Here is a 25190-nt window from a genome sequence, read left to right as displayed (position 1 = left end):
TCTCGCCGCGTCTGCGGGGTTCAGCTCGCCAGCTGCTTCAGCGCCTCGGCGTCGAGCGGCTCGCCCGAGTCGAACTTGCGGACCTTGCGATCGGCGATCTCTTCGGCCGGGTAGCGCAGGGCGATCCGGTTCGGCGTCCACTCGCCGAGGACGCTGCGCGGGTACGAGGTCAGCATGCCCTCGGTCACCTTCTTGCTCACGGCGCTGAAGACGACCGTGCCGTCGTCCTCGAAGGAAACGCTCGCCGCGCCCAGTTCGGTGTTGGTGCGGGTCTTGAAGAGGATCAGGGGGGCGGGAACGATGTCGACGGAGACGGAAGCCATGGGGGTCCTCGAAATGGTTGCGTCGCCAGGCTAACGCGACCCCCGGGTTTCCGCCCGATGCTCCCGGCGGTCGCGAGAGCCTGGGCCCCGCCCCACCGGTTGGACAGACACCCCAGGCACCGGCACCCTGGACGCCCGCCGCGCAGGACACCCACCGCGCTGACGCCCCCGCATCCCGAGGCCCCATGACCGACCCCCGCCATCACGAAGTCATCGTCATCGGAGCCGGCGTTTCCGGGATCTACCAGATCAAGCGCCTCGCCGATCTCGGGCTCGATGCGCTGCTCCTCGAGGCCGATGAGGACCTCGGCGGCACCTGGTATCGCAACCGCTACCCGGGCTGTCGCTTCGACTCGGAGAGCTACACCTACGGCTACTCGTTCTCGCGCGAGCTGCTGGACGAGTGGCACTGGAAGGAGCGCTTCTCCTCCCAGCCAGAGAACCTCCGCTACCTGAACTACGTCGCCGACAAGTTCGACCTGCGCCGGTTCATGCGCTTCGAGGCGCGTGTCGAAGCGATGCGCTGGGACGAGGACGCGCGGCTCTGGCAGCTCGAGGTCGCCGACGGGTCGACCTACACGGCCCGGTTCGTGATCACCGGGATCGGCGTCCTGTGCGCGCCGACCCTGCCACGCTACCCGGGCATGGACGAGTTCGGCGGCGACTCCTTCCACACCTACTGGTGGCCGAAGGAGCCGGTGGCGCTGGCGGGTCGCCGCGTCGGGGTCGTGGGCACGGGTGCCACGGGCATCCAGGTGATCGCCGAGATCGCGGACAAGGTCGATCAGCTCTTCGTGTTCCAGCGCCGACCGAACTGGAGCACCCCGCTCAACAACGCGCCCATCTCGGAAATCGAGATGGACGAGATCCGCGCACGCTACGACGAGATCTTCGCCACCTGCGCGCGCACCAACGGCGGTTTCGAGCACCTGCCCGACCGCCGCGGTTTCTGGAACGTGACGCCGGAGGAGCGCAAGGCGCTCTGGGACGAACTCTACGCCACACCGGGTTTCGCGATCCTGGCCCGCAACTTCCCCGAGATCTACATGGACGAAGCGGCCAACCAGGAGATCTCGGACTACGTCGCCGAGCGCATCCGACAGCGGGTCGACGACCCGCTGCTCGCCGAGAAGCTGATCCCGAAGGACCACGGCTTCGGCACCCAGCGGTTGCCCCTCGAGACCCGCTACTTCGAGGCCTACAACCGCGACAACGTGCACCTCGTCGACCTCTCGGAGACGCCCGTCGAGCGCATCACCGCCAAGGGAATCCAGACGACCGGGGAGCACTTCGACCTCGACCTGATCGTCTACGCCACGGGCTTCGACGTGATGACCGGCTCCTGGGACCGCATGGACATCCGCGGCGTCGGTGGCGCCTCCCTTCGCGACAAGTGGAACGACGGACCGAGCAGCTATTTCGGCCTCTTCACCCACGGCTTCCCGAACCTCTTGATGGTCGCCGGCCCCCAGAGCGTCTCGGGCTCGACGAACTTCCCGCGTGCGATCGAGACCGGCGTGGACTGGGTCACCCACTTCCTCACCCACGTACGCGAGCGAGGCGTGACCCGCTTCGAGGCCGAAGCGCAGGCCGAGAAGGAATGGGGCGAGGAGGTCGCCCGCTGCTACGAGCGCCTGCTCGCTCGCAACAGCCAGGGCTGGTTCACCGGCTACAACTCGAACGTGCCCGGCCACGAGGTCGGCAACATCCGCCACGTCGCCTACTTCGGCGGCGCGCCGAAGTACACCGAACTGATCCAGGACGCGGCCGACGTCGGCTACCGCGGGATCACGCTGGGGTGAGCGGACCCCGCGCTCCGGTACCCGCCAGTCGCCCCGCCTAGCTGCGCGCCGATCGGTACCGCCGCGCCACGTCGAGAATCGGGCGCCCCGCGCCGCGAATGCGACTGACGATGAGGGCGCCCTCCACGGAGGCGATGAGCTGCTCGGCCTCCCGTCGCGCCTCGCGACGGGGCGTGCCGTCGCGCTCGAAGACCGCGGCGATCGTCCCGATCCAGCAATCGAACGCCGCACGTCCCGCCTCGGTGATGGCGGGAGACTCGGGCGCGCACTCGAGGAGCGTCGTCGCGATCGGACAGCCCGAGCGGAAGGCGGACTCCTCCATCCACCCGGCCATCACCCGCACGTAGGCGCGCACGAAGGCTTCCGACGACGCGTGGCGCTTCGCCAGGTCGCTGAGCATCTCGTCGACGAGGGCTCCCGCCAGCTCCACCGCGGCGGCGCCGAGCTCCTCCTTGCCGTCGGGGAAGTAGTGATAGAGAGATCCGCGCGGCGCCCCGCTCTCGACGAGGATCTGCTGGAGCCCGGTCGACGCGTAGCCCTGGCGACGAAACAGGCGCATCGCCGTGCGGACGAGGCTTTCTCGATGCATCGCTGCGTTCGCCACGCGCTCTTCTCCTGCTTCGATCCAGGTCGAATCGAGTCGGGTCGGACCGGGTCGGGTCGAACGGGGTCGACCCCTGGTGCGACTATGATGATCGGTCTATTTTATGACGACCGGTCTATTTCGTCCAGCGCGAACGAGACCGTCTCCCCCACCACCGGCTGCATGCGGTCTCGCGCCCGGGACCGCTCCGCCGCGAAAGGAACTCCCCATGCAGCGCGTCGACTACGCACAAACGAACGGAATCGCGACGATCGCGATGGACGACGGCAAAGCCAACGCCATGTCCCCGGCGATGCTCGCCGAGCTGAATGCTGCCCTCGACCGCGCGGAGAAGGAGGCCGCGGTCGTGGTCCTCACGGGCCGATCAGGTCTCTTCTCGGCCGGCTTCGATCTCGGCGTCCTGCGCGCCGGCGGCGACCCGGCACTCGGCATGCTGCGCGGGGGCTTCGAGCTGGCCGAGCGCCTGCTCTCCTTCCCGATCCCCACCGTGGCCGCCTGCGGCGGTCATGCGATCGCGATGGGTGCGTTCCTGCTGCTGTCGTGCGATGTGCGCATCGGATCGGCAGGAGCGCACCGGTTGTCGGCGAACGAGGTGGCCATCGGGCTCACCATGCCGCTCCCCGCCGTGGCGGTGCTGCAGTACAAGCTCACGCCGGCCGCAGCGGATCGCGCGATCGCCACCGCCGCCGACTTCAGGCCCGACGAGGCCCTCGCGGCGGGGTTCCTCGACCAGGTCGTGCCGCCCGACGCGCTCGCCGCCGTCTGCCGCGAGACCGCCACACGCCTGGCGTCGCTCCATCGAGACGCGCACCACGCCAGCAAGCTGCGCGCACGCGTCAGCACGCTCGAGGCGCTTCGCGCCGGCGTCGAGGCGGATTTTCCGATGGCGTCGAGCGCATAGATTCCGGAGAGCTGGGAGCGTAGTCTGGGGCGCGCGCCCGATGGCCCCGGAGGCGACGACGTGAAGTTCTGGCGATTCCTGGCTCCCCACATGTGGGGGTTCACCTCCCGCACCCTGCGACAGGCCCTCGTCGACAAGGTCAAGGGCGCTCCGTCTCGACCGGTGCAGGTCGCGGCCTACGTCGAGCGTGAGGCGCGCAAGGGCGACCCGAAGGACGTGCTGCGCACGATCGATCGATTCGCACGCGAAGAGCGCTGGCTGATGAACATCGGGCCCGACAAAGGGCCGCTCATCCAGGAGCTCGCCGATCGTTTGCCGCCGGGCGCGCGCATCCTCGAGATCGGCGCGTATTGCGGCTACTCCTCGATCCTCCTCGCCGACACCTTCGGTGCCGAAGCGCGCATCACCTCGATCGAGATCGACGAAGCCGCGGTGCAGAGCTCTCGCGCAAACGTCGCCTTCGCCGGGCTCGAGGACCAGATCACCTTCGTGCACGGCCCTTCGACGAAGATGCTCGACTCCATCGAGGGCCCCTTCGACCTCGTGTTCCTCGACCACTGGAAGGACCTCTACAAGCAGGACCTCCAGCGAATCGAGGAGCGCGGCCTGATCCGCCCGGGCAGCATCGTCGTCGCCGACAACGTGGGCGACCTCTTCGACCCGGGGGAGTACCTCGCGTACGTACGCAGCTGCGGGCGCTACGACTCGGAGCACCGCCAGGCGACGATCGAGTACACCGATCTACCGGACGCGGTCGAGATCTCGGTGCTGCGCGCGGCCTAGCGTCGCCGCCGCGCTACCCGCGCGTCACCACCACCGGGAGTTTCGTGTAGCCCTTCACGAAGGACGAGAACGTCCGGCTGGGCTCTTCCTGGACCTCGATCCGCAGGGAACGCTGCAAGATCTCCTCCCACAGGACGCGAAGCTGCATCTCGGCCAGGCGGCTCCCCATGCAGAAGTGCACGCCGTAGCCGAAGGAGAGATGCCGCGATGCATTCGGGCGTTCGATGTCGAGGACGTCGCCGTTCTCGAAGACGTCTTCGTCGCGATTCCCCGACACGTACCAGAGCAGCAGCTGATCGTGTTTGCGGATCTGGCGTCCCTCGAGCTCGGTGTCGTGCTGCGCGGTGCGCCGCATGTAGGAGAGTGGCGTCTGCCAGCGGATCACCTCCGACACCATGTTGCGCATGAGGCTCGGGTCGGCGGCGAGCTTTCGGTGCTCGTCCGGGAACAGATGGGTCAGGGAATAGACGCTGCCCGTCATCGTGTTCCGCGTGGTGTCGTTGCCGCCGACGATCAGGAGCAGCAGGTTGCCGAGGTGCTCGACGGCGGTCATGTCCTTCGTGGCCGCGCCCGTCGCGAGCATCGAGACGAGGTCGTCCCCCGGGTCGCGCCGCCGCCGCTCGAAGAGCTGGCCGAAATACTGCACGCACTCCCAGAGCTCCTCCCGCTTCTGCTCCATGGATTCCACGACGCCGCCCGGCTCGGGAATCGCGAACACGATGTCGGACCAGCGCGTCAGCTTCCGGCGATCTTCGAGCGGGAAGTCGAAGAGCGTCGCCAGCATCAGCGTGGTCAGCTCGATCGACACGGTGTCCACCCAATCGAAGGTCTCGCCCTCGGGCAAGGCGTCGAGCACTTCGACCGTGCGCTGCCGGATCAGCGGCTCGAGCTTCGCCAGGTTGCGCGGGGCGACCGAGGGCCGGACCGTCTTGCGCTGCTCGGTCTGGGTGGGCGGGTCCTGCTGGATGAACGCCGGGGCCGATCCGAGCTGCATGAAGTTGGCGTCGGTCCCGGGCTTGAAGCCGAGGGTGATCCCGTAGGACGACGAGAACGTCTCCCAGTGGGTGCTGACGGTCTTGATGTCGTCGTACTTCGTGACCGACCAGTAGCGACCCGCGGTTTCGATCTCGCTCAAATGGATCGGATCTTCCCGGCGCAGGCGCTCGAAGTAGCCCTGCCAGCGGTTCTCGCGGAACAGATGGGCGTTGAGCGGGTTGACGACTTCGAGCGCGAGTTCGTCGGCGGGGGCCACGCCCTTGCCCTTCGCCGCCTGCTCTTGCTCGGGCGTGCGATAGGTCGGGCCAGCCGGCGGGATCGGCTGCATCGCGGGGTCGCTCATGGGGAGTCCTCCTGGAACCTTCGGGGGGTCATTTCCATCAAGACGTCGACGACTTCGTCGCGGGACGCGCGGGTGGGGTCTTCGGCCCACCACGCGATCACGCGGACCAGAACGGCGGCGCGTGCCTGGGCGGCGGCGACGGCGTGGAGATCGATGCCTTCCTCGCGAAAACGCCGCGTGTAGGTCTCTTCGAGTCCGCGCGCAATCCGGTCCTGGATCCGCTCGGCCAGCCCGGACCCCTCGCCGCGATCGAAGACCGCGCGGATGAGATTTCGGCGGCGTTCCGCGACTTCCACCATCCGCGCGAGCTCACGCCGCAGCGCCTTCGGGCTCACGCGCCCGGTCGGGTCGCGATCGGGCTGCGGTCGCATCTCTTCGAGCGCCGCGTCGGCCAACTCTTCGAAGAGCGCGTGCTTGTCCGGGAAGTGGAGATAGAAGGTCCCCGTGGCGACGCCGGCCTGGCGCGCGATCGCGCTCGTGGTGACGGCGCGCACGCCGTCCCGCGCGAAGAGCTCGGTGCCCGCCTCGAGCAAACGGCGCCGGGTCTCGAGACGGCGTGTCGTATGCCCGTTGGCCGCGGCCTCGGGCGCGAGGGGCATTTCTGACATGAAGTTCAGTTCATACTTGAGGCCGACCGCAGGGGCAACCGAGGGCACCCGGAACCACCACGGGAACCTCCCTAAACCCTTGGTGCAGATGACGAATTTCGCCCCCTGGGCAGAGTCGCTAGCGACCTCCGGCCGAGCCCGAAGGGCCTCCCCTGGGCGCACCTGCCCGCTCCATCACCCGAACGAGCGCCGCCGCGATCTCCTCCGGCACCTCCTCTTGCAGGAAGTGCCCGGCTTCGGTTTCGGTCACCGGTGCCTCCGGAAAGTTCTCCTGCATGCGCGGCAGGCCCTTCGCGAGGATCGGGTCGTTCATTCCCCACACCAGCTCCACGGGGATCTCCAACCCCTGGACGTAGGCCTCGATCTCCCGCATGGCCGCGGCGCTCGGGTGCTCGGGCCCGTCCGTCACCATGCGCATCATCGCGAGCGGCGCCTTGTCGTTCCCGCTCTCCTCGACCGGGCGGCCATAGAGCTCGACCACATCGGGCGGGATCGAGTCGGGGTCGCCCTGCATGTCCGGAAGCCGATCGAAGATCGAGACGAGGCCCTCGATCAGGAGCTCACCCACCACCGGAGTCTTCGCGAGATCATGTGCACGAGAGAGGCTCGTCTCCTCCGTGGGTGCGTTGAACCCGGTGTTCATCACCACCGCCCCTCTCAAGAGGCCGGGCGAACGCGCAAGCGCCCCCATGCCGATCGGCCCGCCCCAGTCCTGGCCGGCATAGACCAGCTCGGTCAACCCGAGCTGCTCGAGCACTGCCTGGATCCAGCGAATGTGGTTCTCGAGGGTGTGCTGGCTTGCGGGGATCTTGCTCGAGAAGCCGAGGCCCACGAGGGTCGGCATGATCACCCGCACCCGATTCGTCGGGAGGGCGGCTGCCACCTTTCGATACAGAAGGCCGGAGGTCGGGTTGCCGTGCTGCAGGAACATCGGGAACCCGGAGCCCACCTCGAGGACGTGCACCTTGATTCCGGGCTCCACCTCGACGAAGTAGCTCTTGTACGCGCCCGAGACGTCGTCGGCGACGTACGCCGGCAAGGGGAAGGCCTCGAAGGTTCCGGCGTCCAAGGTAAGGACGCCCTGCCCCTCGGGCACCACCGACTCCCCGTCGGAGATGCAGCCCGTCGCTGCGATCCCCATCGTGGCTGCCATCGCGAGCGCTCTGATGGTTCGGTGAATCACGGTGGGTCGATCTCCTAGCGAAACTCGAGCCCTTCGAACGCGCCCGATTCGCGCCACTCCTTGATGTAATTGAAATAGGCCACGGGACCCGCCGGGTGGCCTGCGAAGAGTCGCGCGAGCTCGGTGTCGGGCTGTCCTTCGTTGTTGTAGTAGCCGGGCGTGCACTCGGGCGACGCTCCGATCATGCCGCCGGCTCCCGAGAGCAGGAGCTCGATCCAGCGGTCTTGCGCGTCCTGAGTCACCTCGACCTCGCGATGGTCGTGGTCGATCGCGTGCCGCAGGATCGCCGCGATCGTGCGCCCCGACTCGTTCAGATTGTGGGGCACGTTCGAGATCAGGTTCGCCCCCTGGGTCGGCTGCACGAGGAAGACGTTCGGGAACCCGTGAACGTGGATGCCGTGGAGCGTCCGCATCCCCGACTCCCATTCCTTCGACAGGGTGCGGCCGTCGCGCCCGGTGAGATCGAAGCCCGTGCGCCGGATGATCTCGGTGCCGACCTCGAAGCCCGACGCGTAGACGATGCAATCCAGCTCGTACTCGCGGCCGGCCACGACGACACCCTTCTTCGTGACGCGCTCCACCCCCTGCCCATCCGTATCGACGAGCTTCGTGGACGGCTCGTTGTAGGCCTGCAGATACGCGTCGTGGAAGCAGGGGCGCTTGCACATCTGTCGGTACCACGCCTTCAGCCCCTGCGCGGTCTCCGGGTCTTCCACGATCGCGTCCACCCGGGCGCGGATCTCCTCCATCTTCTCGTCGTCGGAATCCTCGAAGGCCGCGAGCATGTGTTCGGGCGTCATCTTCTCGGGCGGCAGTGCGAGGATCTTCGCGCGCACCCGCCGGGCCAGCTCGGTCCAGCCGTCCTGGACGAGATCCTCGACCGTGCCACCCATGGCCAGGGTCTGGTTCGCGGTGAAGTTCTCGAGCCACTTCTGCTGCCAGCCGGGTTCGCGGACGTCGCGCTCGAACCAGCTCATGTCGGTGGGGTGGTTGCCGCGGACGTCGACCGAAGAAGGCGTGCGCTGGAACACGGTGAGCTCGCGACACGCGCGGGCGAGGTGCGGAACGCACTGCACGGCGGTCGCGCCGGTGCCGATGACACCGACCCGCTTGTCGGCCAGGCCCGTCATCAGCGCGCCGTCGGCGTCGCCACCGGTGTATTCGTAGTCCCAGCGGCTCGTGTGGAAGGAATGCCCCTCGAAGCGGTCGATGCCTTCGAGGCCGGGCAGCTTCGGCACGTGGAGCGGGCCCGTCCCCATCGCGATGAACTGAGCCGTGAACGCGTCGCCGCGGTTTGTTCGGACGACCCACGCCGAGCGCGCCGTATCCCAGGCGAGATCGGTGACCTCGGTGTGAAAGAGCGCGTCCTCGTAGAGGCCGAAGTGCCGACCGATGCGCCGACTGTGCTCCAGGATCTCGGGCCCGTGGGCGTACTTCTCGGTCGGGACGTGGCCGGTCTCCTCGAGCAGCGGCATGTAGACGAAGGAAGCCGTGTCGCACTGGGCGCCTGGGTAGCGGTTCCAGTACCAAGTGCCACCGAAGTCGCCGCCCTTCTCGAGGATCCGCACCTGCTCGATGCCGGCTTCCCGAAGGCGCGCACCGGTCACCAGACCCGCGAATCCACCACCGATGATCGCGACCTGCACGTGGTCTGCGAGCGGCTCGCGCGCTGCGACCGGCGTGTAGGGATCGTCGAGGTAGTGGGCGAGCGAGGTACCCGCGAGCTGCAGGTACTGTTCGTTCCCGTCAGGGCGCAGGCGCTTGTCGCGCTCGGCGCGGTACTTCGCGCGAAGCGCTTCCTTGTCGATCGGAGTCGTCTCGCTCACGCGGGGGCCTCGCTTTCTCGAAGTCGAACCTTGCGAGCCGGGGGAACGCCGCAGGCGTACTGACGACTCGGTTGCCAAACCATACCCGCGCTCGTAGGGTCACGGCACCGCGCGGCTCGGGACCGCCGTCGCGTCCCCTCGTCACCTGTAGATCGGAGGAAGCCGTTGGAAACGCGCCCCTTTGGACGCCTGTTCGAAGTCAGCCAGCTGACCCTGGGCGGCGGCGGAATCGGCCAGGTCTGGGGATCCACATCGCGCGACGAGGCGATCGCCACGGTGCGCGCCGCCTATGACGCCGGCATCCGGCTGTTCGACATGGCCCCGATCTACGGGATCGAGGGGGAAGCCGAGACGGTGATGGGGCTCGCCTTCGGCGATGGCGATCCCGACGATCTGCGCGTCACCACGAAGTGCATGCTCGGCCAGAAGCCCCCCGACGAGATCGAATCCCGGCTCGAGCACTCCCTCGAGAAGAGCCTCGCACGCTTGAAGCGCGATCGCGTCGATCTCTTCTTCCTCCACGGGCGCGTGATCCCGGACGGCTGGAACGACGTGACCATGCCCGCCCTGCTCCCGGCGATCTCGACCGAATGGTCCGTCTACTGCGACCACGTGGTGCCGGTCTTCGAGAAGTGGAAGGCGAGCGGCCGCATCGGTGGCTGGGGCATCACGGCGGCGGGCGGCTTGCCGGCGGAGCTCGCTGCGATTCGGGCGACCCCGGGGCCGGACGCGGTGCAGTGCATCACGAACCTGCTCGACTCGCCGGGCAGCATGCACATCGCCCACCAGGCGCCGGACCCGCGCGCGTCGATTCGCGCGGCCCAGGAGAGTTCGGTCGGAGTCATGGGGATCCGCGCGGTCGCGAGCGGCTCGCTGGCGAACGCCATCGATCGCGATGTCGGTGACGAGTCTGCCGAGCAGCGCGACTTCGATCGCGCCGCGGGGTATCGCGCGTTGGCGAAGGAGCTGGGGGCCGACCCGGCGGTGCTGGCCCACCGCTATGCGCTGGCCATGGAGGGCGTCGACACGCTCGTGCTCGGCGTCAAGAACCGGGCCGAACTCCAGCAGTGCATCGACGCCGCCAACGGACCCGCGCTCGCGCCCGAGGAGATCGCCCGGATCGATGCGGTGGTGCCGCCCCGCGCCTAGCCGGCGCGACCCCGACGCTCAGGACGCCTGAGCGTCCTCTGCGGTCTGGGCGGGCTCGAACACGAAACCGGCGTATTCCTTCGAGGCGATGTCGGCGATCCGCAGGTAGTAGATCGACCCACCGAGGTAGGCGGAGAAGCCCTTCGGCTTGCCTTCGACGTTGGCACCCGTCCACCACGAGTCGGTGCGCGGGAAGAGCGTCGCATTGGCGATCCCCGACACTTCGCTTCCCCAGGCGTCTTCGCTCTCGGTGGTCGGCTCGACCGACCCGGCGCCCTGCTTCTCGAGGTGCTGCATGAGCGTGCCGATCCAGTTCATCTGGCGCTCGGCGCCCAGCGGCATGTTGTAGAACACGCCCGGCGACCCGGGACCGTGGATCATGAACAGGTTCGGGAAGCCGGCGATCGTCATGCCGAGATAGTTGTGGAAGGCGTCACCCCAGCGCTCCTTCAGGCTCACGCCGCCGCGGCCCTTCGGGTTCAGTCGCAGCATGGAGCCGCTGATCGCGTCGTACCCGGTCGCCAAAACGAGCATGTCGATCGGGTGTTCTCCCGAGCGGGTCACGACGCTGGTCGGGGTGAAGCGCTCGATCGGGTCTTCGCGGAGGTCGACGAGGTCGACGTTGTCGCGGTTGTAGGTCTCGAAGTACCCGTCATCCAGGATCGGCCGCTTCGTCATCACGAAGTGATCGGGCATCAGCTTTCGTGCGGTCTCAGGATCGTTCACCCGTTCGGCGATCTTCTTCCGCACGAAGTCGGAGAGCGTCTTGTTCGACTCTTCGTTGGTCGCGATGTCGTTGTAGAGATTCAGGAAGAACTGGAAGCCCCCGCGCTCCCAGAGCTTCTCGTACAGGGCTTCGCGCGCCTCGGGCGTGTCGTCCATGGCCGAACGGTCCGGGTTGGGATCGTGGGGGAAGCCTCCGTTGTGCGCGTACATCTTCTCGCGCACCCCGTCCCATGCCTTCCTCGCCTCGGTCAGCTCCTCAGGTGTGATGGGACGATTTCCGCAGGGGAAGGCGAACTGGGCGGTGCGCTGCAGCACCGTCAGGTGATCGGCCGTCTTGGCGATCTCGGGGATCGACTGGATTCCCGACGAGCCCGTGCCGATCACGGCCACCCGCTTACCCTCGAACGAGACCGGCTCGTGGGGCCACTGACCCGTGTGGTAGCACTCGCCAGCGAAGTCCTTGATGCCCGGAATGTCCGGCATGTTCGCAGTCGAGAGCGCTCCGACCGCGCAGATCAGGTACGGAGCCGAGGCCCGCACGCCGGTGCTGGTCTCGACCGTCCAGCGCTGGGAAGCCTCGTCGTAGCGCGCGTCCTGCACCCAGGTCTCGAACTGGATGTCGCGCCGCAGGTCGAACCGATCGGCGACGTGCGCGAGATACGCGAGCACATCCGACTGCTCGGACTGGGTCTCGGCCCAATCCCATTCCTTCATCAGCTCGTCGGAGAACGTGTAGCAGTACCAGGGACTGCCTGGACCGTCGACGCGCGCTCCCGGGTAGCGGTTGTACCACCAGGTACCGCCGATGTCCTTCGCCCCGTCGTAGACCCGCACCGAGAGTCCCATCTCGCGCAGGTGATGCAGGGCGTACATGCCGCTGACACCCGCGCCGATCACGACCACGTCGTAGTGTTCTGTCGATTGGGACTTGTCGGTCATCGTCTACTCCTGTGGAGATCGCCAGAATTGCCGCGGAACCCGTCACGAAGCCCGGGGAGGATGCCGTGCCCGACGGCCCCTGTCCTCCACGGGATCGGGCGCCCGCCCCAGCCCGCGTCCGGGGCCGGTCGACGCCCGAGCCCATTCTCCCGCGCTTTCCCGCGCTTAGCCATGCGCCGCCGCGTCCCGAGCGCGCATCGCCGACGCCGGCGCATCGACGGCCCGATGCAGCGCGGCCTCGAAGCGGCGCCGCGCAGGGGCGGTCAGACAGGGCAGGAGCACCGCGAAATGGTGCTGAATGCCCCGCTCCTGATCCTCCCAGCCGATCTGCTGCAGCCCCTCCGCCTCGCGCAGGTGATCCATCCAGTAGCGGCTCACGATCCACAGCGAACGCACCAGGACTCGCAGGTCGACGCCGAGGTCTCGCCGAAACAGCCCTTCCTTCTCGGTACGCGCGAGCAGCGCAAAGAGATCATCGAAATCGGCCGCGAGGTCCGGATCGGGTTCGAGCTGTGCAGCATCGAGGTACTGGGCGCGATCTCGGAGAATGAAGCGACTGTCCCAGATGGTGTTCATCCCGAACAGGAGGTGGGCGACGTAGTCGTCGGCGACGTCGCCCGGGCGTGCCTCGGCGCGGCGCGCGTGAAAGCGGGCACGGGTCTGGGCCTCGAGCCGCAGCGCGAGATCCTGCTTCGTGGGGAAGTGGTAGGTGAGGTTGCCCTGGGAGATCCCGACCTCGGCGGCGATCTCCGTGAGGGTCGTCGCGGCATAGCCCTGGTCGTTGAAGAGCCGGCGGCCAGCCTCCAGGATGCGATCCGGCGTGCTCTCGCGCTCGCTCATGCGCCCCCCCGTGGAATCGAACGGAACCGGTTGACGAATTAGGTAGCGCGACCTAATCTAGCACAGGCAACGGAAAATCGATGCGAGGTCCCGTGATGCCCCGAATCGAAGAGACGATCCCGCCGCATCTCGCCGATGCGGCCGAAGCCGCCCGGGCCTCGTTCTCGCGCGAACGCGGCAGCGAGTTCAAGCTCACCGGGATCCTCGACCCGGACACGGTCCCCGCGAGCGACGACACGGTGCGGGAGTTCCAGCTGATCCTGTGCGGAGAAGAGGACGGCCAGGACGTCTGTCTGCGCGAACGCTTCTCGATCTCGTCTGCGCCCGCGGGTTTCGACGTGGCGCATCTGGACGACCCGGCAAATCTGGACGACGCGGCCCCCGAAGACGGCTCCCCGGCGCCCCTCCTCGATCCGCCGGCGGGCGTGCGGTCCGATTGGCTCGAGAAGACCGTGCCCCAGCACGCGTTCACGGTGGTGCTCTTCTACCGCGGCTTCTGGTGACCGCCCTGTCGCCGCGAGTTGCGCGGCTACGTGAAGGAAGGCGTGCTCGACGAGATCCGCGCGGCCGGCGGCGAAGTCTACGCCGTCACGAGCGAACCCCAGACGCTTGCGCGCAACGCCCAGGACGACTGGGAGACGGGTCTCGTGCACGTCGGCGACCCGCATCAGGAGATCGCGGGCGCGTGCGCGCAGCGCGGTTGGCTCTCGCTCTTCACCGCCGATTGGGGCGACGAACGCGAGGGGAGTGCGTGGATCGCCGCCGACTGGGTCTCCCACCCCAAGGGCTATTTCCAGCCCGGCGTACTGGTGCTCTCCCGCGAGGGTCGCGTGCTCTACCGCTGGCGCTCCCGGCCGAGCCGCCAGAACATCGGCGGCGCGATCGCGCGCCCCACCCCGGCCTACGTCTGGCGACGCGTTCGAACGGCGGGGGAGGACGGGGACACGACCGACGCGCCGCTGGATGCCGACCCCGAGCTCGACGCCACGCCGGCGCCGTGGCCGCTGTTCGTGATGCTGCTGCTGGCGAACGGCTGGTTCCTGCGACCCGTCCCCTTCGAGCAGCGCTCCGAGGGGAGCACGCCCAACCAGCGCATCCGTGTCGCGGCGTTGCGCCTCCTTGGCTTCGCGGCGGCGTGGGTTGCCGCCGCGTTCTTCCTACCGACCTGGCTCGTGGCCCTGGTCTTCGGCGCGTGGCTGTGGAAAGCGGTGCCGGCCGTGCGCGAAGTCAACGCCCGCTTCCAGAACGTCGGGCTCGCGAACGAGCCCGCCTGACAGCAACGGAGCCCCATGGCGAGCATGAAACACTTTCAGTTGTGGCTCGCGACCACCCCCATCGGCGTCTGGCTGTCGAAGGCGGTCGCCGCTCGGTTCGACCCCTGGATCTACAAGAAGACGGGGGGGCGGCTCACCACGTCGGGACCGGTGGTGGTCCCCCAGTTGGTCCTGACCACCCGCGGCCGCAAGTCGGGCGAGCAACGCGACGCCCAGCTCGCCTACACCGAGGTCGACGGCGCCGTCTACGTGGTCGCCAGCAACTTCGGCGGTGAACACCATCCCGCGTGGTCCTACAACCTGCAGGCCAATCCCGAGGCCGTGATGCATCTGGGCGACCAGGCCACCCCCGTGTACGCGGCGCGACTTTCCGATGACGCGAAGGAAGTCGTCTGGGAGCGGCTCTGCCTCAACATTCCGAACTACGCGAAGTATCGCGCCAAGACCGAACGCAACATCCAGGTCTACCGCTTGGATCCCAGGAGCGACGCCTCCGCGGCGTAGTGCCCAGCCGCCCATCGGGCGGCGACGAGGAACCCATGGATTCCGAAGCGAAGCGGATCATCATCGTTGGCGGCGGGACCGCCGGTGCCGTCCTGGCCGCGCGACTGAGCGAGACACCGTCGCTCTCGGTCACCCTGCTCGAAGCCGGGCCCGACCACGATGCCTACGACGACGCCATTCTCACGCCAGCCGAGGCCCCCAACCTCTGGCAGGGAGCCGCGCCGATCGCGTTGACCGTGATGGCCACGGAGACCGGGGCGATTCCGATGCAACAAGGACGCCTCCTCGGTGGCTGTTCTGCAATCAATGGCCTGGCCACGCTGCGCGGACTGCCGCCCGACTACGACGCGTGGGAGGCGGCGGGCCTCGAAGGCTGGGGCTGGGCAGACGTGGAGAGCACCTTCATCGCCGCCGAGCGCGACCTCGACTTCGGCGCCTCGCCCATCCACGGCGACGCGGGCCCTCTGCCCGTTCGGCGCTGGCGCATGGACGAACTCGGCCACGCCCAGCGTGCGTACTACGAAGGCATGCTCGAGGTTGGCGAGCCGGCGGTCGCCGACATCCAGGATCCGGCGCAGCTGCCCGGGATCGGGTTCTTCCCCGTGACGATCGACGAGAACGCGCGGCGCGTGACGACCAGCCTCGCCTACCTCGACGAGAAGGTGCGCGCGCGGGACAACTTCACGCTGCGCACACAGGCCGAGGTCCGCGCCCTCGTCTTCGACGGAGTCCGCGTGGGAGGCGTCACCCTCGCGACCGGCGAGACCCTCGAAGCCGACGAAGTCGTGCTGGCCGCCGGTGCGCTGTTCACGCCCTTTCTCTTGCTGCAATCGGGCATCGGCCCCGCCGATCACCTGGCCGACCACGGCCTCGCGGTGCGCGCCGACCTGCCCGTCGGCCGCACGATGAGCGACCACCTCGGCCCCGGGATCCTGTACCGGCACCCGGGCCCACGCGGCGGTGTCGGAGGCCCGGCCCAGGCGGTGATGGTGGGCGCCTCGAACGGAAAGGACGTCGACTACCACGCCTTCCCGATCGCGCCGCCGCCGGGCGAGGATGACACCACCTTCATGCTGGCCGTCTTCTCGATGCGCTCGAGCAACCGCGGCAGCGTGCGACTGGGCGAGTCCCTCGAAGCGGGCCCTGCCGTGGAAGCCCCTCCCCTCCCCGAGGACACGCCCGCGCGACTGGGGCATGCCTTCGCGCGGATCGCGGCCTGGGAGCAGTCCAGCGCCGCGCGCAGCCTTGGCTGCGAACCCGTCGTGCCGCACGACCTGCGCGCGCCCGACGCCGTCGCGACGGCGCTCGAGCAACTCACGATCAGCTACGCCCACATGACCAGCACGTGCCCGATGGGCACGGTCCTCGACGCGGACTGCCGGGTGCACGGCATCCCAGGCCTGCGCGTCTGCGACGCCTCCGTGATGCCGACGATCCCGTCGGGCAACACCTATCTGGGCTGCGTGATGATCGCCGAGCGGGTGGCGCGCAAGATGGTCGCCGAGGCGGCGTCCGCCTGAGGCGACCCGCCGGCAAGTCGACCCAACCGATGTTGCTCGACGGAACGGGCTGCGACGGCTGCGCGCGCTCGTCCTAGAACCGCGATGCCTCGCACGCGTAGGTGGCGCCCCACACGTCGCCCGTCCCGTCGAAACAACGACCCGTCGGCAGAGCCACGGGCCTCCCGCATACTCGCCGGCCCTCTCCACCCGAGGTATGGAGCCCTGAAGCCGCCGCATTGCGGAAACCGTGATTCCCTGACCCAGGTTGCAGCCTAGGCGGTTCGTGGACGGGAAGATGTCAACCCGGATACACCCGCGGTGCGCTACGGCTGCAGCAAGGTCCGGATCGCGTCCTCGAGCAGGCGCCGCGCTGCACCGCTCGACAGCCGTTCGCGACGCCGCAGCTCGTCCCAGTAGTGGAACGAGAGCAACGCGCGCAGGGTGGCGACCCGCGCGCGGCGATCGGCCTCCTCGAGCGCAGCGAGTTCGTCGGCGAACACCACCCGCACCTGCCGGCGAACCTGGTCTCGGACCTCTTTGTGGCCGTGCTGAATCACCTCGGAGAAGGGCTCCATGAGCAGGGCGGCGCGACGCACCGGCGCGATGATCTCGTTTCGCTCGGCCGAGTTTCGAACCAGCGACGCGATCCGGACGTCGAGCGGGCCGTCGGTCGCGACCCGGGGCAGCTGGGCGATCACGCGGGCGGTCTGGAGCGTCGCGATCTCCTGGAGGAGGGCCTCCATGTTGTCGAAGTGTCGAAAGACCGCGCGCTTCGAGACGCCCGCGCGTTCCGCGACTTCCGCGGCCGACGGGCGGAGCAGGCCGGCCTGCAGGCAATCCAGCATCGCCTCGGCCACCGCCGCGCGCGTGCGCTGCGAGCGGGCATGGCGACCGTCCTTCACCTCGCGCCCGGAATCGTGTATTGTCACTCCGAGTGACGATAGAGCAGAGCGCCGGGTTGGCCAAGGATCCGATTCCGTCCGATCCCGAGGCAATCCCGTCCGATCCCGAGGGAGTGGGAGACCGATGAAACGCGTCGCGCTGGTGTTGGGTGCCCTGTTCCTCGCGGGCGCCGCCCTCTTCCCGTTCCGGCTCGAGATCGCGCTTTCGGCAGTGAAACTGCTGATGGCCGTGCGCACGCCGGTCGGCCCTCACCAGGACGTCGCCTGGTCGACGGGCGCCGACCCGACCGGGCGCCCCAAGGCGGAGCGTCCGCCGAACATCGTATTGATCCTGGCCGACGACCTGGGTTGGAACGATCTCACCTTCGGTGGGGGCGGCGTCGCCGGCGGGACGGTCCCCACGCCACACATCGATTCGATCGCGGCGGCGGGCGTGAACTTCACGAATGGCTACGCGGCAAACGGCACGTGTGCGCCGTCGCGCGCCGCAATCATGTCGGGCCGCTACGGCACGCGCTTCGGCTTCGAGTTCACGCCGACGCCGCCGGGCATGATGCAGCTCGTGCCCCGCCTGTCGCCCGCCGAAGGACGGATTCGTGAGCGTGTCATCCACGAGAACGCCGAGGTGCTGGACTTCGAGGACATGGGCATGCCCGCCTCGGAGATCTCGATCGCGGAGCTGCTCGCCGAGCAGGGCTACCACAACGTCCACATCGGCAAGTGGCACCTCGGTACCGCGAACGGGATGGCCCCCCACGACCAGGGCTTCCACGAGAGCCTCTACATGGCGAGCGGCCTCTACCTCCCGGAGGATCACCCCGGAGTCGTCAACGCGAAACAAGACTTCGACCCGATCGACCGGTTCCTGTGGGCGGCCATGCGCTTCGCGGCCTCCTTCAACGGAGGCGAGGCCTTCGAGCCGGGCGGCTACCTGACCGACTACTACACCGAGCAGGCCGTCGAGGTGATCGAGGCCAACCAGGAGCGGCCCTTCTTCCTGTATCTCGCCCATTGGGCGCCGCACACGCCTCTGCAGGCGACGCGCGAAGACTACGAGGCCCTCTCCCATATCGAGCTCCACCGCGAGCGGGTCTACGCGGCGATGATCCGAAGCCTCGATCGCGGCGTCGGTCAGGTGCTGGACGCCCTCGAGCGAACCGGCCAGACCGAGAACACGCTGGTGCTCTTCACGTCGGACAACGGCGGAGCGGGCTACATCGGGCTGCCCGACGTCAATGCCCCCTACCGGGGCTGGAAGATCACGCTCTTCGAGGGCGGGATCCACGTGCCCTTCTTCGCGAAGTGGCCGGCCCGGATCGCCCCGGGCACCGAGATCGACGCGCCCGTGCACCACTTCGACATGTACGCGACGGCGGCCGCCGCCGGAGGCGCGCCGTTGCCGCGCGACCGCCAGGTCGACGGCGTCGACCTGGTCCCCTACGCCACGGGCGAGGCCGAGGGCGTCCCCCACCGGGCCCTCTTCTGGCGTAGCGGCGCCTCCCAGTCGGCGATCGTCGACGGTTGGAAGCTGAACGTCAGCGATCCGCCGGGCCGCCGCTGGCTCTTCGACCTGGCTCAGGACCCCAACGAGCAGCGCGACCTCTCGGTGAGGCGGCCTGAGAAGCTGGCCGAGCTCGAAGCGGCGCTCGCGGCACACAACGCCGAGCAGGCCCCGCCGGCCTGGGCGAGTCAGCTCTCGATGCCGGTCAACATCGACAAGGATCTGACCCACCCCGACGCCGAGGGCGACGAATACATCTACTGGTCCAACTAGGAGCCGGAGGAGGGGCCGGGGACACCCCAGCGCTCCTCCGACACCATTGGAGGTCATGTGCCAGAACGTGCGCAAGCCAGCGAACGCCCCTGCGGCCCCCTCAGCCAACGGAGTGCTCGCGAAGACGACCGTGTCGAGGTGCGACACGGGATCGTGAATCCAACGACCCTGATAGGAGAACCCATATGAAGATCCGGAGATCCGTGGCGAGAGTGAGCCTCTTGCTCGCTTCCACCTTACTGATCGCGGCAGCACTTCCGGCGGCCGCGGTGATCGTCGAGTTCGACTCCACCTCCACCGCTGGCATCGGCGACGGCGGCAACCCGGCCACCGTCGATGTGTCTCCGAATGGAATCCCCGGTTGCAACATGGGGTTGCAGCCGCACCTGAATGCGTCGCTCCCGGGCCACGGCTTCGCGGAGGTCGGCACGGTCGCGCCGCGTTCGCTGATGGCGGTTCGCCCGTTCCAGTACGGGGATCCGGGTCCCACGACGGGGAACATGACGATCATGGCTCGCCCCGGTAACGCGGGCGTCAACGGTCTGCCGCAGTACGCGTCGAGCACCTGCTTCCTCGCGTTCCCGACGGCGTTCCTGCCGGCGATCCTCGCGGGCCGCACGGGTTTCGCCCGGCTGACGGCTCCGGCCGACAACGCGGTCACGACCACGACGACGGCGATGGGCAAGATGAACTTCATGGTCACGACCATGGGGCTCGAGTCGCATCACCTCCGCGCGGGCGGCGGTGGCGGCAACTTCACGTTCATGGTCCCGACGGTTCTCGGAACGCCGATGCAGACGATCATGGGCACTGCCGGCGTCAACACCTTCGGTGGTGGCTGGCGCGCCTCGGGCGGGGGCCGCGTGAACCTGGCCGTGAATGCGGCGCCCGGCGTCGTGATCTCGGGCTACTGGCTCTCCGGTCCGCGCAAGGTCGGGCACAACGACCCGGTGAACACCCAGCTCGTGACCCAGTCCGGGCTCTTCACGAACCTGGCGACGATGGGCGTGGCACCGGTCACCCTGCGCCTCTGGCAGGCCCGTTTCACGACGGGCATGGTGAAGGCCGAGGACAACGGCGGTCAGTTCATCACGATCCGCAGCCAGACGGGTGGCGACAACCGCACGGGCCCGTCCTCGAGTATGGGCACCCTGCTGCTCGTGACGCCGTTCGCGGCGAACCTGATCCCGTTCCTGGGCGGTTCCGCCAATCTGTACTTCGGCGGTACGAGCACGACGCGCTTCGAGTTCCTGCCCGAGCCCGGCCCGACGGCCCTGCTCGCGGTGGGCGTCCTCGGCGTGATCGCGATCCATCTGGCGGCGCGACGCCGCAAGTAGGGAGCGGACACGCTTCCTCACGCGAGGATCCAACCGAGGCCCGGGCGGCTGCGCTGCCCGGGCCTCTTCCATTCCTGGGCAGCGACGGCTGACTCGTTCGAGCGGCTCTACGCGCGCGTCGAGGCCGCCGGCTTCGTGTCGTCGACTCCGCCGGCCGCGAGGAGTCGCTGAATCTCGAGGGCCACGAGCCAGAGGCGATCCTGCCCCCAGACCGCGAGCACTTCGTTGCCGGCCCGATCCAACAGCCGGAAGCTCGGCACGCCCCAACAGCCCATCTCGAGCATGGCGAGCCGGTTCGCCTCGATCTCTGCTTCCCAATCGTCGTTGCCGACGATCGGTTCCGCCTCGGACCACGGAAGGCCGGCTGCCTCGACCACCCGGCGCAGGCCCTTGTCGCTCCCCGTGTTCACGCCCTCGTAGAAGGCGCGCTGCAAGAAGCTCTGCAGGAGCGCGTCGCCGCGTCCTTGGGCGCAGGCCCACGGCCAGAGCGAGTAGGCGCGTCGGACCGGGTCACCGATCGGATCGTAGACGGGGCCGAAGTCTCGACCGAGCGCCGCCGCTTCACGAGCCGCGTCGGTGAAGATGTAGACGCCCTTCTGCCGCGTAGCCGGCACACCGCGCATGACCATGGGCAGCACGGGTCGCGTCACGCTTCGCACGCCGGTCTCGCGAACCAGCTCGACCGCGGCATCGAAGATGACGGCCGTATACGGGCTGCGAAGCGAGGGGTAGATCTCGAGGGTGAGAGAGCCGTCATCGCGCAGGGGTCCGAGCGCGATCTCCGGACGGGCACACACGTCACCGGAGACCCCGGGCCGGCGAGCGCCCAACGCTGCCAGTCGCTCTTCGAGGAGGTACATCCGGTCGGCGCCCCAGTACCACTCGCCGTTGTGCAGGAACATCCCGCCCGAGTAGTGTCCGGCCGCCGCGCGCCGCTCGCCGCCCTGCTCCAGCGCGCGCGCGACCCCGTTCACGTCGGCGGCGCCCCAGCGCTGGGCGAGGGCCGCCAGTTCGGATTCGCTCCCCTGCCAGAGCGCGTCGCCCACGGCGACCGCCGCCTCCGGGAACTCACTCGGGGCCACCTCGGCGAGGATCGCGCGCGCCTGCTGGACACGTTCCGCACCCGGCGCGCCCGCATCCGCCGCGAAACGCAGCCCATAGTAGGGCGCGAGCTTCGCCGCCTCGTGACGCGCGAGCTTCGGCAACAGCTCGGGCTCGGGAAGGTTGGCGTCGCGCTCGACCGTCACGAGGTGGGGCACCAGCTCGACGTCGTAGCGCTCCAGGAGTGGCCGCAGCAGCTGGGCCGCGAGGTGGCTGTAGGCGTCCTCGACCTGGTGAAAGTACTCGATGCGGTGCGGTTCGCCGCGTCGCTTGCGCGCGCGCTCGGCGCGGCGCCGCCGTCCGTCGACTACGGACTGCGAGATTAGCCAGCTCATCACCTTCGAGCTGATCCAGCGCACGGGAGCGGGCGGGTTCGAGGTGGCGAAGCCGCCCTGGTCTTCGAACTTCTGAGACATGGTCCTGGCTGCTCTCGCTCCACCGATCGATCGCGCATCGCTTGCGCTCGAAATCTTATGGCATAGATTGTGACACAATCGATTCGACCGCAGCAAGGACCCCCGTGCCCTCCTCACCGAGCCGACTCTGCTTCACATCTGCGTGCAGCGACCGCGTCGAGCGACCGAAACCGCGCTCTGTCGCGGCACTCGCCCCACGCCGGGCGAAGCCGTCGGTGAGGCAGCCGACGTGAGTCGCGCCACCCAAGCTTCCGCGAGCGGCGACGCTTCGACGGACGGGCGCCGCCTGCGTTCCGTACAGAGTCGCCAACGCATCGCGGATGCCCTCTTCGAGTTGATCGGTGAAGGGGATGTCTCGCCCTCGGCGCGCAGCGTCGCCGAGCGTGCCGGGCTGGGCATCCGGACCGTTTTCCGACTCTTCTCGGACATGGACGCGCTCTACGCGACGGTGAACGAGCGAATCCACCGGGAACTCGCGCCCCTGCTCGGCGATCCTCCCCCCGCTGACGCCCCGCTCGCGGAACGCGTCGACGGCATGGTGGCCGAGCGCGCGGCCTTGTTCGAGCGCGTGGCTCCGTACCTGCGCGCGACCCAACGCAAGGTGCACCGGTCCGAGTTTCTCGCCTCGCAGCAACGCGCCCTCGTGCAGCAGACGCGCAAGCGGCTGCTCGCCTGGTTCCCCGAGCTGCGCGACGCCCCGTCCGACGCGCTCGAAGCGCTCGATCTCGTCACGTCGTCCGAGGCCTGGGATCGACTGCGCTCCGCGCAACGCCTCTCGCGCTCGCGTGCCGAAGCGACCCTGCGCCGCGCGGCGCGGGCGCTGCTTGCCACCCTCGATTCCCCAAACGCCAGAGAAAGGATCCGCTCATGAACGTCGAGAACCAGGTCGTGCCGAGCATGGAGCGCCTGCAAGAGTTCTTCGGTCCGGGCGCGCCGAGCGGCGCGTTCGTGATGGTCAACATGCTCAAGTTCAAGGAGAAGGCGGAGTACGCCGACGGCCGCGAGACCACTCTCTCGGGCACCGAGGCGTACATGGCCTACGCCGCCGAAGTCGTGAAGCTGGTCGAGAAGCACGGCGGCCGACAGATCTACGGCGGGGTGGTCACCGGCTTGATGCTCGGCGAGGTCGAGGAGCTGTGGGACATGATCGCGTTGGTCGAGTACCCGTCGAACGAAGCGTTCCAGCAGATGATGCAGTCGCCCGAGTACCAGGAAGTCCACGTCCACCGCGACGCCGGGCTGGCGGGTCAGCTCAACATTCGGATCCAAGGATCGGCCGGAGCGTGATGAGCCTCTCGCCCGGAGCCCCGCGATGAAACGCCTCCTGCTGGGCGTCGCCCTCGGCGTCGGAGGCCTCTTCCTCGTGGCGTTCTGGCTGGTGTTCCTTTCGAGCCGACCTCCGGTGGCGACCGACCCCGCCACCCTGGCCGGCGATGGCAGCCAGATCGACTACTGCGACCTGCCCCAGCTCGACGGGAGCGGGAAGAGCGCCGCCGAGATTCCCAAGGGCAACACCCCGGGCTGCGCGTACGATCACTTCCCCCTGCCGATCCTGGCCGCGTGCACCGAGCCGCTTCCGACTGCAGCGTCCGACATTCGCGGCTTGTGGGAAGGCGTGGAAGGCGGCCATGTGGGCCACATCGAGCGCGTCGAGCAGTGCGGTCGCCGCGTCGTCGTCACGTCGTCGGGCATCATTCACGACTCCGGGCCGAACAGCAGCGGCGGCGAGACCACCAACGACACGGAAGGCGCGGTCCTGTTCACGATCGGCGAGCGCGAGTTCTGCCCCCGCACCTCCGCCAGCATGGTCTGGAACGACGGCGTCCTCGACTTCCACGTCCTCGGCTGGGGACCCGTCGTCGTGCGGCGGTATCTCGAAGGAGACCAGCTGATCTGGGAGTACGTCGACGGCAGCAAGACGCGGATGAAGCGGATCTGCACGCTGCCCGAGCGCGCGATCGTGCCCGAGCCGCGCGGTCGACGGTTCCGGGTCTTCTGAGAACCGGCTCGACCCGAGGAGCGCTCTCGTCGACACTGGGCGGCAACGATCCCTCGGGCGCGAGGCGGGCCATCGCCCCCTCCCCGAGCTCAGAAAGGGACGCCTGATGCCCGGACCGCTCGCTGGTACCCGTGTCCTCGAACTGACTACGACCGTCGCCGGGCCGATGGCCGCCATGTTGCTGGCCGACCAAGGCGCAGAGGTCATCAAGATCGAGCCGCCCCGCGTCGGCGACCCGGCGCGCTATCTGGGAAACCGCCGCGGCGACATCTCGGCGATGTTCGCCGTGCTGAATCGCAACAAGCGGTCGGTGAGCCTGGACCTGAAGGACGAGCGGCAGAGGGAGATCTTCCTGTCGCTCGTGGACACCGCCGACGCGCTGGTGGAGAACTATCGCCCCGGGAAGATGGAGGCGCTCGGGCTCGGCTGGGACACCTTGTCGACTCGCAACCCGCGCCTCGTGTATGCGTCGATGACGGGTTACGGGCCCGATGGCCCCTATCAGAACCGCCGTGTCTTCGACCCGCTCATCCAGGCGACGAGCGGCGCGGCCGCCTTGCAGGGCGAGGAGGCCCCCGAGCTCATCCGCATGATCTTGTACGACAAGGTGACCGGACTCACCGCCGCACAGGCCGTGACCGCGGCCTTGCTTCAACGGGAGAAGACGGGCCGGGGTCAACACCTGCCCGTCTCGATGCTGGATGCCGCACTGCAGTTCAACTGGCCCGACGTCATGTGGGCGCGCACCTTCCTCGGCGGCGACGCTCAGGACCCGACCGACCTTGCGGACTACTTCCAGATCTTCGAAGCGAAAGACGGCCCGATTCAGGTGATCCTTCTCGCCGACGAGCTCTTCGAACTCTTCTGCGTCTGGCGGGGCAGCGAGCTTCACAAGGACCCGCGCTTCGCGACGCTGCCCGCCCGCCTTGCGCGGCGCGACGCGTTCCGGTCGGCCATCAACGCCCTGCTCGCCGATGTGACCACCGCCGAGGTCTGCGAGACCCTCGATGCGATGGGAATCCCGGTCGCACGCGTGAACTCCCTCGACGACGTTCACGAGGACGAACAGGTGCTCCACCGACGGTCACTGGCCGAATCGAAACATCCGACCGCTGGCCCCCTGCGCATGGCGCGACCCGCCGTCGAGTTCGAGGGGCAGGACGTCCGATCCGGCGTTTTCCCGTCGCGCCCGGCGCCCTTGATCGGTGCCGATACCCGCAGCGTGCTCGAAGGCATCGGCGTCCCGGCTGCGGAGATCGAAGCGCTCGAAGAACGCGACCGATCCCATGCAGAGCAGCTGCGCGGGCTCTTCGCACAGCAAGGGGGATCGGAAGATGACGGCTGACATCCGCAACCAG

The 25190-nt window shown here is 68.5% G+C and carries 24 protein-coding genes; 14 read left to right on the top strand and 10 right to left on the bottom strand.

Annotation, left to right across the window (positions count from 1 at the left end; genetic code table 11):
- Positions 1-20 precede the first annotated feature (20 nt).
- Positions 21-323, bottom strand: coding sequence for a hypothetical protein (locus AAF430_19480; GenBank protein MEM7412420.1), 303 nt, complete (start codon positions 321-323; stop codon positions 21-23).
- A gap of 185 nt (positions 324-508) precedes the next feature.
- Between AAF430_19480 and AAF430_19475 the strand changes: the two genes are divergently transcribed.
- Positions 509-2125, top strand: coding sequence for an NAD(P)/FAD-dependent oxidoreductase (locus AAF430_19475; protein MEM7412419.1), 1617 nt, complete (start codon positions 509-511; stop codon positions 2123-2125).
- Positions 2126-2162: 37 nt separating this feature from the next.
- Here the strand turns inward: AAF430_19475 and AAF430_19470 are convergent, their stop codons facing one another.
- Entirely contained in the window at positions 2163-2729 is a 567-nt protein-coding gene (locus tag AAF430_19470) for a TetR/AcrR family transcriptional regulator (protein MEM7412418.1), read from the bottom strand.
- A 208-nt stretch (positions 2730-2937) separates the two neighbouring features.
- On the opposite strand from AAF430_19470, the gene AAF430_19465 reads away from it, so the two are divergent.
- Together AAF430_19465 and AAF430_19460 are read left to right on the top strand one after the other, a co-directional pair.
- Positions 2938-3630, top strand: a complete 693-nt coding sequence (locus AAF430_19465; protein ID MEM7412417.1) for a crotonase/enoyl-CoA hydratase family protein — start codon at positions 2938-2940, stop codon at positions 3628-3630.
- 60 nt (positions 3631-3690) lie between these two features.
- The gene (locus AAF430_19460) at positions 3691-4413 is read left to right on the top strand and encodes a class I SAM-dependent methyltransferase (protein ID MEM7412416.1); all 723 of its coding nucleotides are present in this window, start codon (positions 3691-3693) and stop codon (positions 4411-4413) included.
- 13 nt (positions 4414-4426) lie between these two features.
- Here AAF430_19460 and AAF430_19455 read toward each other — a convergent pair whose 3' ends face one another.
- The 4 genes from AAF430_19455 to AAF430_19440 all read right to left on the bottom strand — a co-directional run bounded on the left by AAF430_19455 (position 4427) and on the right by AAF430_19440 (position 9369).
- Positions 4427-5752: a cytochrome P450 gene (locus AAF430_19455; protein ID MEM7412415.1), complete on the bottom strand. Its 1326-nt coding sequence runs from the start codon at positions 5750-5752 to the stop codon at positions 4427-4429.
- Positions 5749-6360, bottom strand: a complete 612-nt coding sequence (locus tag AAF430_19450; GenBank protein MEM7412414.1) for a helix-turn-helix domain-containing protein — start codon at positions 6358-6360, stop codon at positions 5749-5751. Before AAF430_19450 ends, AAF430_19455 begins: the two co-directional genes overlap by 4 nt.
- A 118-nt stretch (positions 6361-6478) precedes the next feature.
- Positions 6479-7543, bottom strand: a complete 1065-nt coding sequence (locus AAF430_19445) for an alpha/beta fold hydrolase (protein ID MEM7412413.1) — start codon at positions 7541-7543, stop codon at positions 6479-6481.
- Positions 7544-7557: 14 nt separating this feature from the next.
- Positions 7558-9369 carry an NAD(P)/FAD-dependent oxidoreductase gene (locus AAF430_19440; GenBank protein ID MEM7412412.1) on the bottom strand — a complete coding sequence of 604 codons (1812 nt, stop codon included), beginning with the start codon at positions 9367-9369 and terminating at the stop codon, positions 7558-7560.
- A 165-nt stretch (positions 9370-9534) separates the two neighbouring features.
- Between AAF430_19440 and AAF430_19435 the strand changes: the two genes are divergently transcribed.
- Complete coding sequence (locus AAF430_19435) at positions 9535-10518, top strand: aldo/keto reductase (protein ID MEM7412411.1); 984 nt, start codon at positions 9535-9537, stop codon at positions 10516-10518.
- An 18-nt stretch (positions 10519-10536) separates the two neighbouring features.
- On the opposite strand, the gene AAF430_19430 is transcribed toward AAF430_19435, so the two are convergent.
- Positions 10537-12183, bottom strand: a complete 1647-nt coding sequence (locus tag AAF430_19430) for an NAD(P)/FAD-dependent oxidoreductase (GenBank protein ID MEM7412410.1) — start codon at positions 12181-12183, stop codon at positions 10537-10539.
- A gap of 165 nt (positions 12184-12348) precedes the next feature.
- Positions 12349-13023 (bottom strand): TetR family transcriptional regulator, encoded by a 675-nt coding sequence (locus AAF430_19425; GenBank protein ID MEM7412409.1) that lies wholly within the window; start codon positions 13021-13023, stop codon positions 12349-12351.
- A gap of 95 nt (positions 13024-13118) precedes the next feature.
- On the opposite strand from AAF430_19425, the gene AAF430_19420 reads away from it, so the two are divergent.
- Genes AAF430_19420 through AAF430_19405 form a run of 4 tightly spaced genes read left to right on the top strand, consistent with a single transcriptional unit; the run spans position 13119 to position 16321 of the window.
- Positions 13119-13526, top strand: coding sequence for a hypothetical protein (locus tag AAF430_19420; GenBank protein MEM7412408.1), 408 nt, complete (start codon positions 13119-13121; stop codon positions 13524-13526).
- A gap of 42 nt (positions 13527-13568) precedes the next feature.
- Entirely contained in the window at positions 13569-14297 is a 729-nt protein-coding gene (locus AAF430_19415) for a hypothetical protein (protein ID MEM7412407.1), read from the top strand.
- Between the two features lie 24 nt (positions 14298-14321).
- A complete protein-coding gene (locus AAF430_19410) occupies positions 14322-14801 on the top strand; it encodes a nitroreductase/quinone reductase family protein (GenBank protein ID MEM7412406.1) in 480 nt (159 codons plus the stop codon).
- Between the two features lie 35 nt (positions 14802-14836).
- Positions 14837-16321, top strand: a complete 1485-nt coding sequence (locus tag AAF430_19405; GenBank protein ID MEM7412405.1) for a GMC family oxidoreductase — start codon at positions 14837-14839, stop codon at positions 16319-16321.
- 305 nt (positions 16322-16626) lie between these two features.
- Here AAF430_19405 and AAF430_19400 read toward each other — a convergent pair whose 3' ends face one another.
- Positions 16627-17232 (bottom strand): TetR family transcriptional regulator, encoded by a 606-nt coding sequence (locus AAF430_19400; protein ID MEM7412404.1) that lies wholly within the window; start codon positions 17230-17232, stop codon positions 16627-16629.
- 97 nt (positions 17233-17329) lie between these two features.
- On the opposite strand from AAF430_19400, the gene AAF430_19395 reads away from it, so the two are divergent.
- Together AAF430_19395 and AAF430_19390 are read left to right on the top strand one after the other, a co-directional pair.
- On the top strand, positions 17330-18979 hold the full coding sequence (locus tag AAF430_19395) for a sulfatase-like hydrolase/transferase (GenBank protein MEM7412403.1): 1650 nt from the start codon (positions 17330-17332) through the stop codon (positions 18977-18979).
- Positions 18980-19191: 212 nt separating this feature from the next.
- Positions 19192-20316 carry a hypothetical protein gene (locus AAF430_19390; protein ID MEM7412402.1) on the top strand — a complete coding sequence of 375 codons (1125 nt, stop codon included), beginning with the start codon at positions 19192-19194 and terminating at the stop codon, positions 20314-20316.
- A gap of 107 nt (positions 20317-20423) precedes the next feature.
- Here AAF430_19390 and AAF430_19385 read toward each other — a convergent pair whose 3' ends face one another.
- A complete protein-coding gene (locus AAF430_19385) occupies positions 20424-21833 on the bottom strand; it encodes a DsbA family protein (GenBank protein MEM7412401.1) in 1410 nt (469 codons plus the stop codon).
- A 229-nt stretch (positions 21834-22062) separates the two neighbouring features.
- On the opposite strand from AAF430_19385, the gene AAF430_19380 reads away from it, so the two are divergent.
- The 4 genes from AAF430_19380 (at position 22063) to AAF430_19365 (ending at position 25177) form a co-directional block, all read left to right on the top strand.
- Positions 22063-22704: a TetR/AcrR family transcriptional regulator gene (locus tag AAF430_19380; protein MEM7412400.1), complete on the top strand. Its 642-nt coding sequence runs from the start codon at positions 22063-22065 to the stop codon at positions 22702-22704.
- Complete coding sequence (locus AAF430_19375) at positions 22701-23120, top strand: DUF1330 domain-containing protein (protein ID MEM7412399.1); 420 nt, start codon at positions 22701-22703, stop codon at positions 23118-23120. Before AAF430_19380 ends, AAF430_19375 begins: the two co-directional genes overlap by 4 nt.
- Positions 23121-23145: 25 nt before the next feature.
- Positions 23146-23832: a hypothetical protein gene (locus AAF430_19370; protein MEM7412398.1), complete on the top strand. Its 687-nt coding sequence runs from the start codon at positions 23146-23148 to the stop codon at positions 23830-23832.
- 106 nt (positions 23833-23938) lie between these two features.
- Positions 23939-25177, top strand: coding sequence for a CoA transferase (locus tag AAF430_19365; GenBank protein ID MEM7412397.1), 1239 nt, complete (start codon positions 23939-23941; stop codon positions 25175-25177).
- Positions 25178-25190 lie beyond the last annotated feature (13 nt).

It is taken from the genome of Myxococcota bacterium (genome assembly GCA_039030075.1).
Taxonomy (GTDB): Bacteria; Myxococcota_A; UBA9160; order UBA9160; family SMWR01; genus JAHEJV01.
Note: the sequence above shows the minus strand (reverse complement) of the source record. Positions and strands in the feature narration are given on the sequence as shown.

Excerpts from the sequence above, each read along its gene's own strand:
- AAF430_19480 (MEM7412420.1), bottom strand. The coding sequence starts at position 323 with ATGGCTTCCGTCTCCGTCGACATCGTTCCCGCCCCCCTGATCCTCTTC.
- AAF430_19475 (MEM7412419.1), top strand. The coding sequence starts at position 509 with ATGACCGACCCCCGCCATCACGAAGTCATCGTCATCGGAGCCGGCGTT.
- AAF430_19465 (MEM7412417.1), top strand. The coding sequence starts at position 2,938 with ATGCAGCGCGTCGACTACGCACAAACGAACGGAATCGCGACGATCGCG.
- AAF430_19455 (MEM7412415.1), bottom strand. The coding sequence starts at position 5,752 with ATGAGCGACCCCGCGATGCAGCCGATCCCGCCGGCTGGCCCGACCTAT.
- AAF430_19450 (MEM7412414.1), bottom strand. The coding sequence starts at position 6,360 with ATGTCAGAAATGCCCCTCGCGCCCGAGGCCGCGGCCAACGGGCATACG.
- AAF430_19430 (MEM7412410.1), bottom strand. The coding sequence starts at position 12,183 with ATGACCGACAAGTCCCAATCGACAGAACACTACGACGTGGTCGTGATC.
- AAF430_19425 (MEM7412409.1), bottom strand. The coding sequence starts at position 13,023 with ATGAGCGAGCGCGAGAGCACGCCGGATCGCATCCTGGAGGCTGGCCGC.
- AAF430_19420 (MEM7412408.1), top strand. The coding sequence starts at position 13,119 with ATGCCCCGAATCGAAGAGACGATCCCGCCGCATCTCGCCGATGCGGCC.
- AAF430_19410 (MEM7412406.1), top strand. The coding sequence starts at position 14,322 with ATGAAACACTTTCAGTTGTGGCTCGCGACCACCCCCATCGGCGTCTGG.
- AAF430_19405 (MEM7412405.1), top strand. The coding sequence starts at position 14,837 with ATGGATTCCGAAGCGAAGCGGATCATCATCGTTGGCGGCGGGACCGCC.
- AAF430_19395 (MEM7412403.1), top strand. The coding sequence starts at position 17,330 with ATGAAACGCGTCGCGCTGGTGTTGGGTGCCCTGTTCCTCGCGGGCGCC.
- AAF430_19385 (MEM7412401.1), bottom strand. The coding sequence starts at position 21,833 with ATGTCTCAGAAGTTCGAAGACCAGGGCGGCTTCGCCACCTCGAACCCG.
- AAF430_19375 (MEM7412399.1), top strand. The coding sequence starts at position 22,701 with ATGAACGTCGAGAACCAGGTCGTGCCGAGCATGGAGCGCCTGCAAGAG.
- AAF430_19370 (MEM7412398.1), top strand. The coding sequence starts at position 23,146 with ATGAAACGCCTCCTGCTGGGCGTCGCCCTCGGCGTCGGAGGCCTCTTC.
- AAF430_19365 (MEM7412397.1), top strand. The coding sequence starts at position 23,939 with ATGCCCGGACCGCTCGCTGGTACCCGTGTCCTCGAACTGACTACGACC.